General features: G+C 44.7%; 15 protein-coding genes. 5 read left to right on the forward strand and 10 right to left on the reverse strand.

Translation table 11 applies throughout. From position 1 onward, the window contains the following. The first annotated feature begins 459 nt into the window (after positions 1-459). From FE810_RS14520 to FE810_RS14535, 4 genes are all read left to right on the forward strand, one after another. The gene (locus tag FE810_RS14520; RefSeq protein WP_138320938.1) at positions 460-1,005 is read left to right on the forward strand and encodes a type IV pilus modification PilV family protein; all 546 of its coding nucleotides are present in this window, start codon (positions 460-462) and stop codon (positions 1,003-1,005) included. Next, complete coding sequence (locus FE810_RS14525) at positions 1,002-1,955, forward strand: PilW family protein (RefSeq protein ID WP_138320940.1); 954 nt, start codon at positions 1,002-1,004, stop codon at positions 1,953-1,955. The genes FE810_RS14520 and FE810_RS14525 overlap by 4 nt, the downstream gene beginning before the upstream one ends. Before the next feature lie 19 nt (positions 1,956-1,974). Then, positions 1,975-2,556, forward strand: coding sequence for a type II secretion system protein (locus tag FE810_RS14530; protein ID WP_138320942.1), 582 nt, complete (start codon positions 1,975-1,977; stop codon positions 2,554-2,556). A 186-nt stretch (positions 2,557-2,742) separates the two neighbouring features. Then, a complete protein-coding gene (locus tag FE810_RS14535) occupies positions 2,743-3,165 on the forward strand; it encodes a type IV pilin protein (protein ID WP_171022384.1) in 423 nt (140 codons plus the stop codon). A 15-nt stretch (positions 3,166-3,180) separates the two neighbouring features. On the opposite strand, the gene FE810_RS14540 is transcribed toward FE810_RS14535, so the two are convergent. From FE810_RS14540 to murJ, 7 genes are all read right to left on the reverse strand, one after another. Further along, positions 3,181-3,750 (reverse strand): GspH/FimT family pseudopilin, encoded by a 570-nt coding sequence (locus FE810_RS14540; protein WP_138320945.1) that lies wholly within the window; start codon positions 3,748-3,750, stop codon positions 3,181-3,183. Between the two features lie 157 nt (positions 3,751-3,907). After that, positions 3,908-4,837, reverse strand: a complete 930-nt coding sequence (gene ispH, locus FE810_RS14545) for a 4-hydroxy-3-methylbut-2-enyl diphosphate reductase (protein WP_138320947.1) — start codon at positions 4,835-4,837, stop codon at positions 3,908-3,910. A 40-nt stretch (positions 4,838-4,877) separates the two neighbouring features. Beyond that, positions 4,878-5,309 (reverse strand): FKBP-type peptidyl-prolyl cis-trans isomerase, encoded by a 432-nt coding sequence (gene fkpB, locus FE810_RS14550; protein ID WP_171022385.1) that lies wholly within the window; start codon positions 5,307-5,309, stop codon positions 4,878-4,880. Positions 5,310-5,332: 23 nt separating this feature from the next. After that, on the reverse strand, positions 5,333-5,854 hold the full coding sequence (gene lspA, locus FE810_RS14555) for a signal peptidase II (protein WP_138320949.1): 522 nt from the start codon (positions 5,852-5,854) through the stop codon (positions 5,333-5,335). Positions 5,855-5,883: 29 nt separating this feature from the next. After that, the gene (gene ileS / locus FE810_RS14560; protein ID WP_138320951.1) at positions 5,884-8,706 is read right to left on the reverse strand and encodes an isoleucine--tRNA ligase; all 2,823 of its coding nucleotides are present in this window, start codon (positions 8,704-8,706) and stop codon (positions 5,884-5,886) included. Between the two features lie 8 nt (positions 8,707-8,714). Further along, a complete protein-coding gene (gene ribF, locus FE810_RS14565) occupies positions 8,715-9,662 on the reverse strand; it encodes a bifunctional riboflavin kinase/FAD synthetase (protein ID WP_138320953.1) in 948 nt (315 codons plus the stop codon). A 125-nt stretch (positions 9,663-9,787) separates the two neighbouring features. Further along, complete coding sequence (gene murJ, locus FE810_RS14570) at positions 9,788-11,353, reverse strand: murein biosynthesis integral membrane protein MurJ (RefSeq protein ID WP_171022386.1); 1,566 nt, start codon at positions 11,351-11,353, stop codon at positions 9,788-9,790. A gap of 534 nt (positions 11,354-11,887) precedes the next feature. On the opposite strand from murJ, the gene rpsT reads away from it, so the two are divergent. Continuing rightward, a complete protein-coding gene (rpsT, locus tag FE810_RS14575; protein WP_138320955.1) occupies positions 11,888-12,148 on the forward strand; it encodes a 30S ribosomal protein S20 in 261 nt (86 codons plus the stop codon). Between the two features lie 291 nt (positions 12,149-12,439). On the opposite strand, the gene FE810_RS14580 is transcribed toward rpsT, so the two are convergent. Genes FE810_RS14580 through FE810_RS14590 form a run of 3 tightly spaced genes read right to left on the reverse strand, consistent with a single transcriptional unit; the run spans position 12,440 to position 14,943 of the window. Beyond that, complete coding sequence (locus FE810_RS14580) at positions 12,440-13,291, reverse strand: thymidylate synthase (RefSeq protein ID WP_138320957.1); 852 nt, start codon at positions 13,289-13,291, stop codon at positions 12,440-12,442. Then, positions 13,288-14,139 carry a prolipoprotein diacylglyceryl transferase gene (gene lgt, locus FE810_RS14585; RefSeq protein ID WP_138320959.1) on the reverse strand — a complete coding sequence of 284 codons (852 nt, stop codon included), beginning with the start codon at positions 14,137-14,139 and terminating at the stop codon, positions 13,288-13,290. Before lgt ends, FE810_RS14580 begins: the two co-directional genes overlap by 4 nt. 12 nt (positions 14,140-14,151) lie before the next feature. Further along, complete coding sequence (locus tag FE810_RS14590) at positions 14,152-14,943, reverse strand: sulfite exporter TauE/SafE family protein (protein WP_138320961.1); 792 nt, start codon at positions 14,941-14,943, stop codon at positions 14,152-14,154. Between the last annotated feature and the right edge of the window lie 246 nt (positions 14,944-15,189).

Raw genomic sequence — 15,189 nt, forward strand, 5'->3', positions numbered from 1 at the left:
GAATAGTTTCAATTTTGTTATTTGAAAGTCGCTCCTCCATTGTCACCATTTACGGTTTTGAGCTCAAGAGTTTTATGAAAATCTTGCTGAAAATCTACTACAAAGATTAAACAGGTATCCGGAGCGCTAAATCGCTCGTTTTGTAAACCACGCCTCGCCCCTTTAATAGAGTGCGTTTGTCGCATTCAATGGCGTTATTTTTACGATGTTGATTAAAAACATATTGGGTGCACTACATTTTGAATGGTTGGTGATGCGATTACCACGGTAAATTAAAAATGGGATGAGATCCTAAATCCTGGAAAGTGCAGTATTGGGCGGATTATCAATACGTCGTTTAGGTTAAAAGCGTGTAAATCCGCGCTTTTACAATCTCTAGACTCAAATACATCGCTTAATTTACATCCATTATTTTGAAACGGGTAATTAAGAACACTGAAATAAAACACGGACGTTTGTATGAAAAGTACTGACAAATTACATGACGAATACACCAACAGCTACCATGCCAGAGGGCGAGTTCGCGGGTTTAGCCTATTAGAATTGCTAATCGCTCTGGCCATTTTTTCCTATGTATTTTTAGGCATCGCCAAGTTGCAATTGCTATTAGCGCATAACACTCAAAGTAACTATCGACAATTATACGCCGCGCAAATTGCCGACGACTTGCTCAATCGTATCGACCGTAACTATGTCGCCATCAATGATTACGTCACTCTGGCAACAAGTAATATCAACACCAGTTACGATTGCGAATCGTCTACCTGTAGCAGTGCCGACATCGCCAGAAACGATCTGTTTACCACTCAAAAGCAATTAAAGTCATTACCCTTTGCCTTGTTAAAAGTCGAAAGCAATAGCAATGGTACAAATGTCAGTATCTATTGGCACCCCAACCCTCCAGTGGGCGCAAACATCTCATGTCCACAACAGTCTGAAGCCGATTACCACTGCTTGGTAATGCACCGATTTATGACCCCACAATCTTTGGAGGTGAACCCGTGACTCTGCATAATCGTCGCCTCCACAAAATGAATCCGTTAAAGTTTAAGTCATATCAAAATGGGTTAACACTGATAGAAGTGATCATATCCTTAGCCATCGCATTACTGGTTCTGTCGTTAGTTATCAACTCATTACTTTCCTTAAACCGAGCATTCGTGATGACAGAGCAGCAAGTGCGCATTCAAGAAAGCTTAAGGTTTTCGCAGCATCAGTTGCAATTCGCACTCAATCAAAGTCAGTTTTGGTTTCACCTGCAATCTTCAATCGCTTATGCCGGTAGTGTTACCTTGAACCAAGAGCAAAGCCCGAGTTGCCATAAAGATCAAAGCCTATGGGCATATCAGGTCTGGCAACCAATCGTCGCTCAAAACAATAAGCGAACGAATTATGATTGCATCAGTGCAAGTAGCTACCGGAACTCGGATATATTAACGATCCGTTATTTACAACCGGCCACCTCAATTGACACTGCGGTGAACCCTTACATCCGATTACATCAGACTCAGGCTAAGGTGTTTCGCGGCGAAGACGAGCGCTATGAGATTAATCAGTTCCCCGGAATTGACGCTAAAACCTATGCGGTTATTTCTCAGACGTTTTACATCGCCAGTACCGGACGAACATGTAACGGTGCCGCGATACCTGCGCTCTATCGAAAATACCTGGTCAATGGATTGCCAAAAACTGAAGAAATAGTCAGTGGCATAGAGCACCTTGAATTGCTGTTTGATATCGACCAGAACCTTGATGGAATAATAGATAACCAGCTGCCCGCTGATCATATTAGCAACTGGAATTTCATTAAAAGCGTCAGTATTCACCTGATTGCCCGCAGTGAATGTGAACTTGCCGGCCCTGCCACCACCAGGAAATTCAATGTTGCCGACACCCAATTCGAATTCTCGGACTCGTTTTTACGGGAGTCATTGGTGTTTACAGTAGCGCTATAGATAAGGGTAAGGAAAACGAATGCAACTTCAAACGTCGGCGTTCCATATAACGAGCATAAGTACAGTTAGCTTAAATACTCTTAACGTAAATACTGCTAACGTAAATACTAATAAATCATCAACGTCTGCTGGCAAACAACCTTCGCCACAAAAAGGCTTTATTTTGATCACCACCCTGGTATTTCTCCTTATTTTAGGCGTGGTCAGTGGCGCTTTATTTACGCAAATAGTCGCCACACAACAACAAGCCAATTTATCTATCAGGCACATTCACCAACTCAATACTCAAAGGAATCTATTTAATCGTGCAAAGCAACACGCACAACAGCTTATTATTCAAGGCCATGATTTAACGCAACGAACCACAGGCTATACGCCAGCGGCGTTACAAGCACAACATGACATTTCGCAATGGATCCAAATTCAGTCTAATCACTGGCAACATCAGGATGAAATCAGCTATCGCCTTGTCTATATGGGGATGGTCACAAACAGTCAGGCTCAGATCGTGCATTGGTTTACCGTCGAGCAATCTCATCCATACTGGCAGTCAACGTCTTTACCGGCCTATTCCGTATCAGTAGTCACTCCGAGTATCTAACAACATTTTTCAGGTTTACATATGACAAGGCACTTACCACACAGACATCTACCACACAGACATCTAGCACAAAGACATCTAACCCAAAGACATCTATCCCTTAGCAAGATACAGAAACAACCAGTAACTTCACCGCCCTTAGTCGCTCAGAAAATACTTAGTGGGATGTTTAAAGCAAAGCCCCCTTTGAAGGCAACATCTTTAGGATTTAATCTGATAGAGCTGATGATATGTTTGTTAATCATGGCGATTATTTTTCTTATCGCACAAGCAAACTTTAATCAGTTATGGCTAAAAAGTCAGCGCCAGCAGGCATTACAATCCTTGTACTCACTCGCCGCGATTGAACATGAACTGCTACTTCGAACTGGCCAGTATCAGCAAGATTTAAGCTCACATTTAAGCCAGGCTAGTACCAGGAGTTATCAGTTTGAGATTGCAGTGAAAACGAAACAATCCCATGGTCACGATCAGTTCATTATCAATGCGATGGCGATAAACGGTCAGCAAAAAGATACCGAGTGTTTACGATTTAGCCTGGATTCAAGCAATGCCCGGCAAGCTTTTAACAGTGAAGGTTCACTCAATATGGCATGCTGGCAACCTTGATAATAACCTACGGGGTCAATGGCATTGAATGGGACTGCCGGGGCTTGTTTCGTAAATACCGTCGGCATCATAATCTCTGGCGATACGCACTCGCCCTGAACGACTAATGACAATTGCCCGGTGATATTTTGATGAAATGCTTGAGCACAAATACAAGGAGCCATTATGAGCATGAGTAAAACCACTGGCTTCAAATTGCAGGTAATCGGTGCCCTGAAAAGAACGCCAATTCACAGAAAACACCGGTGGGGATTGATGTACGGTTCTTATTAAGGTGTCACCCTCGGTAAACTGATGATCTAAGTCTTTATCAACGAAGAGCAAACCACCGTGCTGCCATGGACCGGAACAACTCATTTTATCGGCGCTCGGGCACAAGGTCACTCGCTGTTGGTAACTCATCGCGCTTTGTCTGGCGAGCTGTAAAATGCTTCGCCACCGTTCCATCTCGGTTCTCGATAATTGACTTTGATAGATGCCTTTAACACTGGGTACGACAATCATCGATAAAATCATTACCAGAGCAATGACCACCATAAGCTCAACCAGATTGACGCCTTTGATGTTGCCACGATTCGTTTTCATCCAGCAAATCCTATTCCTAAGGGTTTCTAACTAACTTAGCCCAAGGAAATAAATTCGTTGTAAAAACACAAAACCACGCAGTTTTGCGTGGTTTTAGAGAAGACTCCGGAGCCTCGGCACCTTGTCTAATGAGGTTTTTGATTTTGGTTTTGGTCTGTTAGCGTAGTTCGGCCGGCACGGCAAACACCGTGGTTTCTTCTCGACCTGGGTTTTCAACAACCACAGTACCACCGAATTCTTTCAATTTATTGACGACATTGGCCACTAAAACTTCTGGTGCAGAGGCACCTGCAGTTACGCCAACTTTTTCGATATCTTTCAGCCAGGAAAGCTCAATATCGTCTGCGCCGTCAATCAGGTAAGACGTGGTGCCCATTTTCTCCGCCAATTCCCGCAAGCGATTAGAGTTGGAGCTATTTTTCGCACCTACCACTAACAGCAAATCCGTTTTACTGGCAATTGAACGTACCGCATCCTGACGGTTTTGCGTGGCATAGCAAATATCGTCTTTGCGAGGACCAGCAATCATCGGAAATTTCGCTTTTAAGGCATCAACCACTTCTGACGTGTCATCAACCGACAAAGTTGTCTGACTGCAGAAAAACAACACATCCGGGTTTTTCACTTCCAATGTTGCCACATCAGCAACGGATTCGACCAGATAAATACCACCTACGTCACTTTCGTATTGTCCCATGGTGCCTTCCACTTCGGGATGACCGGCATGCCCAATCAAGATACATTCATGATTTTTACGCGACGCGCGGGTCACTTCCATATGGACTTTGGTTACTAAAGGACAGGTGGCATCAAAGACTTTCAAACCGCGATTTTTGGCTTCTTGACGAACCGCTTTAGAGACACCATGAGCGGAGAAGATCACGGTATTGTCATCGGGTACTTCGTCGAGTTCATCAACAAAAACTGCACCGCGTTGTTTGAGGCCATTGACCACAAATTTATTGTGAACCACTTCATGACGCACATAAATAGGCGCGTCAAATAAATCTAAAGCCCGATCGACGATGCTGATTGCACGATCAACGCCGGCACAAAAACCTCTGGGGTTCGCTAGAATAATTTCCATAATGGTCTCGTTACCCAACCTTATCTTTGTTTTATCTTAATCAATGGATCTCGACCACATCCACTGCGAACGTTATCGCTTGCCCGGCAAGTGGGTGATTAAAATCTACCGTGACAGACAAATCATTCACTTCACGAATAATGCCCGGTAATTCACCGCCTGGTTGGCTGAAAGTAATAATACTTCCCACTTCCGCTGGGGTGTCACTGTTAAACTTGGTGCGATCCAAATAATGAATGTTATCGGGATTCACTTCACCAAAGGCATCTTTTGCCTCTAATGTGAATTCTTTACTGTCGCCAGCCTCGAGACCAAGCAGCTCAGCTTCGAACGCCGGTGACAGGCTATTGTCACCCATAATCACCTTGGCGGGTTTGTTATTCACCTTAGTGCTGTCGGCTGCAGAGCCATCTGCTAGTTTCATCGTAATGTGCATCAACACGGTAGAATCATTGGCAATACTACTCGCCATACTTATCTCCACTAAATCTTTTATTAAGCGTTTTTCGCATTACTCTTATTGTCATTGTCGCGGTTGTCACTGTCATTGGTAAATGCTTCGAAGATCATTAAAGCGGCACCGACAAATATCGCAGAATCGGCTATATTAAACGCCGGCCAATGCTTGTTTCCGACATAGAAATCTAGAAAATCGATGACATAACCAAACGCCATGCGATCAATTAAATTGCCCAGAGCACCTGAAATAATCAAGGCATAGCTAATACAGATCAATTTCTCTGAAGGTTTAGCTTTTGCCATCCAATACACTAATAGACTACTGACACCAATGGCAATCGCACTGAAAAACCAGCGCTGCCAGCCACCGGCATCTGCCAGAAAGCTAAATGCCGCGCCAGTGTTATGTACGTACGTAAAATTAAAAAATGGCAAGACTTCAATGGACTGGTATAAGCTCATTGATGCCACAACTAGCTGCTTGGTTAATTGATCCAACACTAACATCACAACGGCTAGCCACAACCATTTCAGGCCAGAATCCTTAATATTCATCATATTTCCCTGCAAAATCCTTTAACGAATCACTACGCAAATTCGCGAGTTTCGCCTTCTCCATCGACGTTTGTAATACAACGGCCACATAAATCGTTATGTTCGTCATGCGTGCCTACATCATCGGTGTAATGCCAACAGCGCTCACACTTCTTGCCGTCAGAGGCTTTAATGCTGAGCCACAGGCCATTCAACTCTGTTTCCAGTGCATCTTGCGGTGCACCAACCACTTCGTTTACCGTTGCATTCGAGGTAATTAACACAAAGCGTAACTCATCGCCCATGGCATTTAACTGCTGTGCCAGTTTTGCTTCTGCATAAAGCGTCACATCCGCTTGCAAGGTTGCGCCGACGACTTCGTCACGACGAGCTTGTTCAAGCGCTTTGTTCACTTCGGTACGGACAGCGAGCAATGTCAGCCAGTAATCATTGTTTAATTCGGTATCTTCAGGTAGAGCCTGTAAACCCGTAAACCATTCGCCGGTGAATACAAATTCATCTCGTTCGCCTGGCAGAGCCTGCCAGATTTCCTGGGCGGTGAATGACAATACCGGCGCCATCCAACGTACCATAGCTTCTGCAATTAAGTGCAATGCCGTCTGACATGAACGACGGGCATTACTGTCTTCCTTGGCGGTATACTGACGATCTTTGATGATATCCAGATAGAACCCACCCAATTCGGTAGTACAGAAGTTCATGATTTTTTGAACAACCGCATGGAACTCATAGTTTTCGTAAGCTTCGATGATTTCATCTTGTAACTGTGCGGCTTTGCCCACAACCCAGCGATCCAGTGCCACCATATCGTCAAACGCGACGGTGTGCTTCACCGGATCGAAACCACTCATGTTCGCTAATAGGAAACGAGAGGTATTACGAATTCGGCGATAAGCATCGGCCTGACGTTTGAAAATCTCGTCAGAGACGGTGATTTCCTGAGTGTAGTTTACCGAAGCTACCCACAAGCGCAGGATATCAGCACCCAACTTATTGGTAATTTCTGCCGGGGTAATGACATTGCCTAAGGATTTAGACATTTTGTGGCCTTTAACATCCACGGTAAAACCATGGGTCAAAACCTGAGAATACGGCGCGCTGCCATTCATCGCGACCGAAGACATCATCGAAGACATAAACCAACCACGATGTTGGTCACTACCTTCCAGATATAAATCGGCTTTCTTATCAAATTCTTCGCGGGCATCGACAACGGAATAATGGGAGACACCGGAATCGAACCAGACATCAAGCGTGTCACTGATTTTGATGTAATCCTGAGCTTCGCTGCCTAGCAGCTCTTCCGCTTCCAAATCAAACCAGGCCTGGATCCCTTCTTTTTCAACACGCAATGCCACTTGTTCCATTAACGCGATAGAGTCTGGGTGCAATGCATTGGTGTCTTTGTGAACAAACAACGCAATGGGTACGCCCCAGGTACGTTGACGGGAAATACACCAGTCTGGACGCCCTTCGACCATGCTTTCGATCCGGCTTTTACCCCAATCTGGGATCCACTCAGTTTTTTCAATCTCGGCAATGGATTGTTTGCGTAATCCATTTTGGTCCATGCTGATAAACCATTGTGGTGTGGCACGGAAGATGATTGGTGTTTTATGACGCCAGCAATGCGGGTAAGAATGCTCATAGGCATGATGATGCATTAACGCACCTTTGTCTTTTAGCACTTCAACAACATTGTCATTGGCTTTAAATACGTGTTGATTGGCAAATAATTCCGTATCGGGTAAATACACGCCATTCGCACCCACCGGGTTTGCCACTTCCAGATCATAGTGTTTGCCAACGTTAAAATCGTCAACACCGTGGCCAGGAGCGGTATGAACGCAACCGGTACCTGAGTCCGTTGTGACGTGCTCGCCTAAGATAATCGGCACGGTAAAATCGTAGAATGGATGTTGCACATGCACATTTTCCAAATCTTTACCGCTACAAAAACCCAACGCGTGGTATTTATCAATACCGAAACGATCCATGCAGTCTTTAACGAGATCTGTTGCTAAAATCAAACGCTGCGGACCGTGTTCTGTTTCCGTTTGTACCAGTGAGTATTGCAACTCAGGGTGCACGGATACGGCACGGTTTGCTGGTAATGTCCAAGGGGTTGTGGTCCAGATAACGATACCGATTGCACCTTCACCACTGTGATCCTGTGGGTGTGAGAATTTTTCGGCGATATCATCGCTGACAGTAAACTTCACATCGATGGCAGGAGACACTTTATCTTTATATTCAACTTCCGCTTCAGCCAATGCAGAGCCACAGTCTGTACACCAGTGCACAGGTTTAAAGCCCTGATGCAGGTGACCGTTTTCGGTAATTTTTGCTAACGCACGGATGATATTTGCTTCGGTGCCAAAATCCATGGTCAGATAAGGCTTGTCCCAATCGGCAAAAACGCCAAGGCGTTTAAAGTCTTCGCGCTGACCATCAACCTGCTTTAATGCATAGTCACGGCACTTTTGGCGAAATTCCGCAGAATTTAATTTCTTACCTGGCTTGCCAAACTTTTTCTCGACCACCAACTCAATCGGCAGACCATGACAATCCCAACCTGGAACATAAGGAGAATTAAAGTCAGACAAGGTCTTGGCTTTAACAATAATATCCTTAAGGATTTTGTTCACCGCATGACCAAGGTGAATATTACCATTTGCGTATGGAGGGCCATCATGCAAAATGAATGATTTTTTACCTTTTTTGGCCTGACGGATCTGACCATAGAGATCTTTCTCAGCCCATTCTTTTAATGCTTTGGGTTCCCGCTGTGGCAAGTTGCCACGCATTGGGAATGCAGTTTCAGGTAAGTTTAATGTATGTTTATAATCACTCATTGACTTCATTATCCGTTTAGTTCGGCATTTACCAGACTCAGCACAACGCTGCGAGCCTGCTCACTATCTTTTTTAATCTGCTGACCCAATTCGTCGACCGAATTGAATCGCACTTCCTGTCGCAATTTCTGCAACAGAGCTACTTCGATTTGTTGACCATAAAGGTCACGCTTAAAATCAAAAATATGGACTTCAAGCTGTTGTCGCTCGCCATTAATGGTAGGTCTGGAACCGATATTGGCAACCCCATAATGGGCTTGACCGGCGACATTGATTTTTACCGCATAAACGCCATTAACCGGCGAAACACAGCGCTTTAACAACACGTTCGCGGTTGGAAACCCTAACGTTCTGCCACGCTTATCACCATGAACAACCCGCCCCATAATCGAATATGGGCGACCTAACATGCGTTGCGCTTCGTTTAAATCATCGCGATACAGGGCTTCTCGGATCGCGGTGCTGGAAATTCGACAGTCAGCAACCTTATAACTCGCAGTATCTGTGACTGAAAAGGCAAACTGCTTACTTGCCTGTTGCAACATCGAAAAATCGCCCTGACGATTTTTTCCAAAACGAAAATCATCACCAATGATCAGGTGTTTGATCCCCAATTTGGCAACCAATAAATTTTCAATAAAATCGGCAGCACTCTGGCTGGCAAATTCACGATTAAAATTGACACATATCAGTCGCTTTACGCCCAATTGGCTTAACAGATGATATTTATCTCGTAATCGGGAGAGTCTCGCTGGTGCATGCTCAGGGTTAAACAGCTCCTGGGGTTGTGGTTCAAACACCATCACCGCGGGGATCGCATTCAGTTCACGGGCTTTTTCCACAAGCGCTGAGATCACTCGCTGATGTCCTAAATGAACACCATCAAAGTTCCCAATCGTTAACACACAACCATGGTGCTGCTTACGAATATTGTGAATGCCTCGAACCAACTGCATCTAAACTGTTTACCTTCTCGCGCCGGAATTTTCTCCGACTCAGCGCCTTTACCGTTAAAAACCGACGAATTATATATCAGTGTGCACTAATAATCAGCACATTGGACAAACTAATTCTTACTAATTTACGCGCTTCGAACCAGAAAATGGCGAAGTCGTATGCCAAGTAGCAGCAGAGAAAGTAAATAAACAAATGCGCCGAGAACAATTAGCCCAGTCAGCCAAAGTATCTGCGTCAATATCTGGGCATGCAGCCAAGCATTAAAATCTGGAGTTAATAACCATAACGCGGCGCTCATCAGTAAGGTTGCCAGGACCATTTTAACGATGATAGTGACCGTGTCTTTGGACATTTGATATACCCCAAGGGATTTTAACCCTCGATATAACAAAAATGCATTTAGGGTTGCCGACATCGCGGTTGCCAGTGCCAGACCGACATAACCAAGTACCGGTGCCAACGCCAAATTAAACGCCATATTGGCAACCATAGCTTTGATGCCAATTTTAACTGGGGTTTTGGTATCCTGACGGGCGTAATAGCCAGGTGCCAGTACCTTGATAAACATGAAACTTAGCAAGCCACACAAGTATGCATATAATGCCATCGATACCTGGAACACATCGTGTTGACTAAATTCCCCGCGCATAAACAACACCATAATGATTGGTTGAGCCAAAATCATCAGGCCCGCTAATGCCGGCCAGCCCAGAAGACTAACCACGCGCAGTGCCCACGACAAAGTCTGAGAAAATTCTGCGGGGTTTTGTTTGGAATGGAGTCTGGATAGGCTTGGCAATATCACGGTGGCAATCCCGATCCCAAACAAACCTAACGGAAATTCCAGTAAACGGTCCGCGTAATACAGCCAACTGATTGAACCGGTTACCAGGAAACTGGCAATCAGGGTATCGAGTAATAAATTTATCTGGGTAACCGACACGCCAAACAGTGCAGGGATAATTAACTTTCGTATTTTTTGGACACCGGGATGTTGCCAGCCCCAACTTGGAGTAACCAATGCGTTTGCTTTTAACAGGAAAGGGATTTGAAACAGAAACTGAACCAAGCCACCAAGGAATACTCCCCAGGCCAGAGCAAACGCTGGTTCCTCGAAATATTCAGCGCCAACCATTGCCGCAATAATGATACTTACATTCAGTAGTACCGGTGTAAATGCCGCCGCGGCAAACTTACCCAGAGTGTTGAGAATAGCACCGGACAATGCCGTTAAACTGATAAACCACAGATACGGGAAGGTAATCTTTAACAGTAGTGACGCCAGCTCAAATTTTTCAGCCCCCGGCTCACCATTTACCCAGTCAAGAAACCAGCCAAAACCAAATAATGCCACTAAAACCGGTGAGGCTATCACCCCAATTAAAGTTACGATAGTCAGTAAAACGCCCAAAGTACCGCTGGCCTTGGCGATTAACTCCCGGGTTTGTTGTTCGGAGTCAGGTTGTGATTGATATTCACTTAATACCGGGACAAATGCCTGTGCGAAGGCACCTTCGGCAAACAGGCGGCGCAAGAAATTCGGGATTTTATTGGCAAAGAAAAATACATCGGCGCCGGCATCAGTCCCCATAAAACGGGCGATAACCACATCCCTGACCAACCCAAGAACTCGTGAGATAAGGGTCATGGCACTGACAATCATGCCCGATTTTAATAATCGCTTACTCAAACGATTACGCTCCTGTTGTTATTGTTGTGGCGCCTCTCGCCCCGTCTATAGCAATATGCTACCACGCCTTGAATCAAAGCCAAACTGCACTTTTGGGTTAGGCGTATCGTTCGGCATTGTATTGATAAGCGAATGCGGTAGTGCTTATGTTATTTTTAATTGTCCCCAATTATCACAATTATCACAGCAACCCAGTTTCAGTTCACGAAAACGCCAATTCCTGAGCTTATTACCGTGGTGACCTAAAATAAAAGTTAGGGAATGGTAACAAGCGCTCGAACCTAGCGAGGCTTTGCAGTATAATGCGCTCATCTTGGGTGTTGTGATCCCTGTTTGGACCTGGTTTGGTCCGGATTGGATAACGTTTATTAATCGTCCACGGTCACCGGTATCGTCCTGTTAAAGTACTACACCTGACTAATTGTTTACGATTATTCAGTGATTACCATAAAACATTTGACACACGCCGAAAAAACAGGCATATTTCACCGCCTTAAATTATGGCTATCTTATTTGAATATTTAGGAGTTCACCTTGGCTAACTCTAAGTCTGCTAAGAAGCGCGCTATCCAAGCTGAGAAGCGTCGCCAACACAATGCAAGTCGCCGCTCTATGATGCGCACCTACATGAAAAAAGTTATCGCTGCTATTGAAGCGGGTAACAAAGAAGTTGCAACTCAAGAGTTTGCCGCTGTCGCTCCAATCTTGGATCGTTTGGCTGGTAAAGGCTTGATTCACAAAAACAAGGCTGCTCGTGCTAAGAGTCGCTTGAATACTGCTATCAAAGCATTATAAGTTTTCGTGATTGAAAAAACCGGCTTTATTGCCGGTTTTTTTATGCCTGAAATTTAACAAAAGGGTTGTTTCGAGTACACAATCGAAGATTGTTTCGGGTACATGAATCAAAGATTCATTTCGGGTACACAATCGAAGATTGTTTCGGGTAAACGCTTTTAACTCGGAGTAACTCTTTGAGTTGCGTACCCGGAATAAAATTTTTAATTTTATGTACTCATAGCCAATGTTAGGCATTGGCGTACTCGGAGTGTCGCAATCTAGATTGCGACACGTACTACTTTCCGTCGATTAAACGGAAAATGGATATTGAATCGGGTCATGGTGCTGATAGCCCACCACTTCAAAATCATCCATAGTCACCCAGGTTTCCAGGTCTTTTAACGACTTGATTTTTGGGTTTATTTTAAGCTCTGGAGATGGGAATGGCTCACGTTTTAACTGCACATCTCGCATCAGTTCTAATTGATCTTCATAAATATGAGCATTAACGATTTTATGATACGCCTTACCCGGCTTCTTACCGGTAATTTGTGCCATTAACGCCAGGAACGTGAAAACCTGAATTTGGTTAAAATTCAAACCTAGGGGCACATCACAGGAGCGTTGAAAGCTGGTCAGGTATAACGTATCTCCCAACAGGGAAAAGTTATGCGTGTGCATGCACGGTCGCAAGCACCCCATATGAAACTCACCGGGGTTATAAAAACTTAAGATTTCACCGCGATCATCGATACCGTTTTTCAGGTTTTCGACAATTTTGGCTAGCTGATCAACATGTCCGCCATCAGGCTTTTGCCATGAACGCCCCTGAACCCCATAAACACGGCCCATATCATCTTCACCTTTGCGGTGAGGATTATTCAGCCAGTCACTGTTTTCGTTAGCGTTAGCATTCCAGGTCGGCGTGCCCAGCGCACGGAAATCTGCCGCATTATCATAGCCACGAATGTAACCAATAAGCTCAGCAATCGCCGCTTTATAAAAGCTTTTACGCGTTGTGATTAATGGAAATTGATTGGCGCTAACATCATAAGTCAAATCCGCATCAATTACGGTCAAACAGCGCTTTCCGGTGCGTTTGTTTTCTACCCACTCACCTTCATCAAGTATGCGTTGACATAAATCTAAATACTGGTTCATTTTGCCACCCCTTTGACTTTCTTTGACTTTTTATTCTTCACTGGTTGTTCTGGAATGCTCGACTTGGTCAATGACCACACAATCAACCCGATGCCCACAATAACCATCGGCAGGGATAATAGTTGCCCCATAGAAAGCATCGATACCAGCAAGCCTAAATGCGCATCGGGCTCGCGGAAAAATTCGATAAACATTCTAAACAGACCATAGCCGGCTAAAAACAGGCCAGACGCTAAACCGGTCGGACGCGGCTTTTTACAAACCAGATAGATAATTGCGAATAGGACAACGCCCTCTAAGAAGAATTCATACAGCTGCGATGGATGACGAGGCACCTGCTCCGGATCATTTGGGAATACCATTGCCCAAGGTACGTCGGTTTCACGCCCCCACAGCTCAGAATTAATAAAGTTACCTATACGACCGGCAGCTAAGCCCAGAGGCACTAGTGGCGCAACGAAATCCCCCACTTCAAGAAAAGATTTATGTTCCTTACGGGCGAAAAATGCAATTGCCACTAATACACCGATTAAGCCGCCATGGAACGACATGCCGCCTTTCCAGATTTCAAATAAATAAAGCGGATCGGAGATAAAGTGCTGCCATTGATAAAACAATACGTAGCCTACGCGGCCACCAATAATTACACCGAGAAACCCGTAAAACAGCAGGTCACCGACTTGATCCCGCGTCCAAAGACCGCGACTTCTATCCGCCGCTTTATTGGCGATAACTAAGGCTAAGATAAAGCCGATGAGATACATCATGCCATACCAGCGCAACGCTACCGGCCCGATACTGAATATAATCGGGTCAATTTCTGGAAATTGAATCGCCGCAAAACTCATAAAAAATCCCTGTTAAATCATCATTTCAATTGCTACCACAATGAGAAAGGCAGCAAATACTTTTTTTATTGTTTTCACTGGTAACTGTGTCGCCAGCTTCACCCCGTATGAGGCGAGAATTGTTGATGTCAGGGAAATACCCAACACCGCTGGTAAATATACATAACCAATACTCCAATCCGGAATATTGTCATGGCCCATGCCTGCAAATATATAGGCGACGGTTCCAAATAAGGAAACAATCATACCACAGGCTGTTGAAACGCCAATGGCTCTAAGAATATTTACACCACAATAGGTCAAAAACGGTACCATAATTGCGCCACCGCTGATCCCCATCAGGCTCGCGATTACACCGGTTATCGTTGCAACACCTCTTAAAAACTTCTTCTGGGGAAGGTTTCTATGCACCGTTTGACGAATGGAAAACAACATATAACAGGCAAGTAAAATGACAAAACTGGAAAAAAACACGGTGAGAACTTTGGTCGACAGCTCGTCAGCAATTACGGCGCCCATAATTGCGCCAATGGCGACAAATGGCGCTAGTACTTTTGCTAACGGTAAGGGAATGTTACCAATTTTGTAATGATTAAACGCAGCGGTAGACGAGGTCACCACGATTGAAGCGAGGGAAGTCGCCAGGGCAATATGCAGGGCAATTTCACCTTGAATATCTAACATTGGCAAAACGAACACAAGCGCAGGAACAATAATCAACCCACCACCAATGCCTAGCAGACCGGCGAGGAAGCCGACTAGCATGCCAAGAGCCATGCATATAAGAAAAACGGTTAAAAACATCAGATACCAATTACGAAAGAAGACTGATCACTTTGCGACAGTTTAATAAGCCCATTATCTGCATTACATCTTGAGCCGTTATCCTGACCAAGATAGCGACAAAATGGTTAACCGGCGCCCATACGAAATGCCCGTGAAGCATTTCTGTTGCGGTGTTGCTGTTAGCAATGCCAAGGCCATAGCTAAGACTGTGCTAAGCCTGTACTATGCCTGTACTAAGCCATCAATAAACAAGTACTAAGCATG

Origin of the sequence: Thalassotalea litorea (genome assembly GCF_005843925.1) — a bacterium.
GTDB lineage: Bacteria > Pseudomonadota > Gammaproteobacteria > Enterobacterales > Alteromonadaceae > Thalassotalea_A > Thalassotalea_A litorea_A.

What these genes read in the sequence shown, in the direction of transcription:
- FE810_RS14520 (WP_138320938.1), top strand. Translation starts at nt 460, where the DNA reads ATGAAAAGTACTGACAAATTACATGACGAATACACCAACAGCTACCAT.
- FE810_RS14530 (WP_138320942.1), top strand. Translation starts at nt 1,975, where the DNA reads ATGCAACTTCAAACGTCGGCGTTCCATATAACGAGCATAAGTACAGTT.
- FE810_RS14540 (WP_138320945.1), bottom strand. Translation starts at nt 3,750, where the DNA reads ATGAAAACGAATCGTGGCAACATCAAAGGCGTCAATCTGGTTGAGCTT.
- ispH (WP_138320947.1), bottom strand. Translation starts at nt 4,837, where the DNA reads ATGGAAATTATTCTAGCGAACCCCAGAGGTTTTTGTGCCGGCGTTGAT.
- fkpB (WP_171022385.1), bottom strand. Translation starts at nt 5,309, where the DNA reads ATGGCGAGTAGTATTGCCAATGATTCTACCGTGTTGATGCACATTACG.
- lspA (WP_138320949.1), bottom strand. Translation starts at nt 5,854, where the DNA reads ATGATGAATATTAAGGATTCTGGCCTGAAATGGTTGTGGCTAGCCGTT.
- ileS (WP_138320951.1), bottom strand. Translation starts at nt 8,706, where the DNA reads ATGAGTGATTATAAACATACATTAAACTTACCTGAAACTGCATTCCCA.
- ribF (WP_138320953.1), bottom strand. Translation starts at nt 9,662, where the DNA reads ATGCAGTTGGTTCGAGGCATTCACAATATTCGTAAGCAGCACCATGGT.
- FE810_RS14580 (WP_138320957.1), bottom strand. Translation starts at nt 13,291, where the DNA reads ATGAACCAGTATTTAGATTTATGTCAACGCATACTTGATGAAGGTGAG.
- lgt (WP_138320959.1), bottom strand. Translation starts at nt 14,139, where the DNA reads ATGAGTTTTGCGGCGATTCAATTTCCAGAAATTGACCCGATTATATTC.
- FE810_RS14590 (WP_138320961.1), bottom strand. Translation starts at nt 14,943, where the DNA reads ATGTTTTTAACCGTTTTTCTTATATGCATGGCTCTTGGCATGCTAGTC.